2 protein-coding genes are annotated in these 908 nt (G+C 45.2%); one reads left to right on the top strand and one right to left on the bottom strand.

Annotation, left to right across the window (positions count from 1 at the left end):
- Nucleotides 1–185, top strand: a 185-nt coding sequence (locus QB898_RS13080; protein ID WP_279525300.1) for a hypothetical protein, incomplete at its 5' end; no start/stop codon positions are given.
- 216 nt (nt 186–401) lie between these two features.
- On the opposite strand, the gene QB898_RS13075 is transcribed toward QB898_RS13080, so the two are convergent.
- Nucleotides 402–908, bottom strand: a 507-nt coding sequence (locus QB898_RS13075; RefSeq protein ID WP_279525299.1) for a hypothetical protein, incomplete at its 5' end; no start/stop codon positions are given.

Here is a 908-nt window from a genome sequence, read left to right as displayed (position 1 = left end):
GTGATGCCCTTCAGGATCTGCTCGCGCTGGCTTTCGGGCGCAGCCTGCGCGCGCTCCAGCGTCTGTTTGGTTTCTTCCATCCGGGCCTTGAGCCTTTCTTCTATTCGAACATATACTTTTTTATGAGCAAGACGAAAAAACATAAAGAGCATATTAAAGCAGCATACTTTTTAGATATGCGGTAAGACTCGCAAAAATCCGAATTGAGGCGCTTTTTGGATATATGAACAATGCCTCCCATTGCCACCAAGAATAGACATTGAAAGATCATGTAATATATGAAATTCTGATTTCTAAATATAAAGACGGCCAATGCGGTTTCAAAATAGAAAATCAGCATTGCGATAATGCGCCATTTTTCTAGCTTTGCATGATTCACCATGCGGTTCCATATAGACATATCAGCAACGTTCAACTGCTGACTTATATGTATCAGCCGCAGCGCCAAAAAAGATCAGCCTGAGAGCATTTGAGATAGAGTTGGCTGCTTTAAAAGCGGCGAATCCGGGCAATATGTTTCCAATAAATTTGCCAATTGCCCTGTAACACCCCTCCAGGAAGAAGTGCGAGTATGTCCATATCCCAAGTCCAATTACAGCGAGCTTGCCAGCCAAACTCAATCCTGCAAATGCAACTCCAAGCATCGGAATGCCGAACGAGACAAATGTTAAGATGGCTCCACCAAGCAATATAAATAGCGATGACATCCCCACGATTACCAAGAACCATAAGAAAAATAATAGCGCATGCGTGAAAATGGTGAATAGGAGGCCCCCATTCCCGCTCCCCTCAATCAAATAAGCACCCGCCCCGGTCTCCGGATCAATCACAATATAGCCAAACCCCTTCCATCCGTGCTTGTTGATGCTCTTCTCATGCACGGTCACTTCCTTGCCAGCATTGACGGC

The organism is Ottowia cancrivicina (assembly GCF_029813755.1).
Classification (GTDB): Bacteria; Pseudomonadota; Gammaproteobacteria; order Burkholderiales; family Burkholderiaceae_C; genus Ottowia; species Ottowia massiliensis.
Note: the sequence above shows the minus strand (reverse complement) of the source record. Positions and strands in the feature narration are given on the sequence as shown.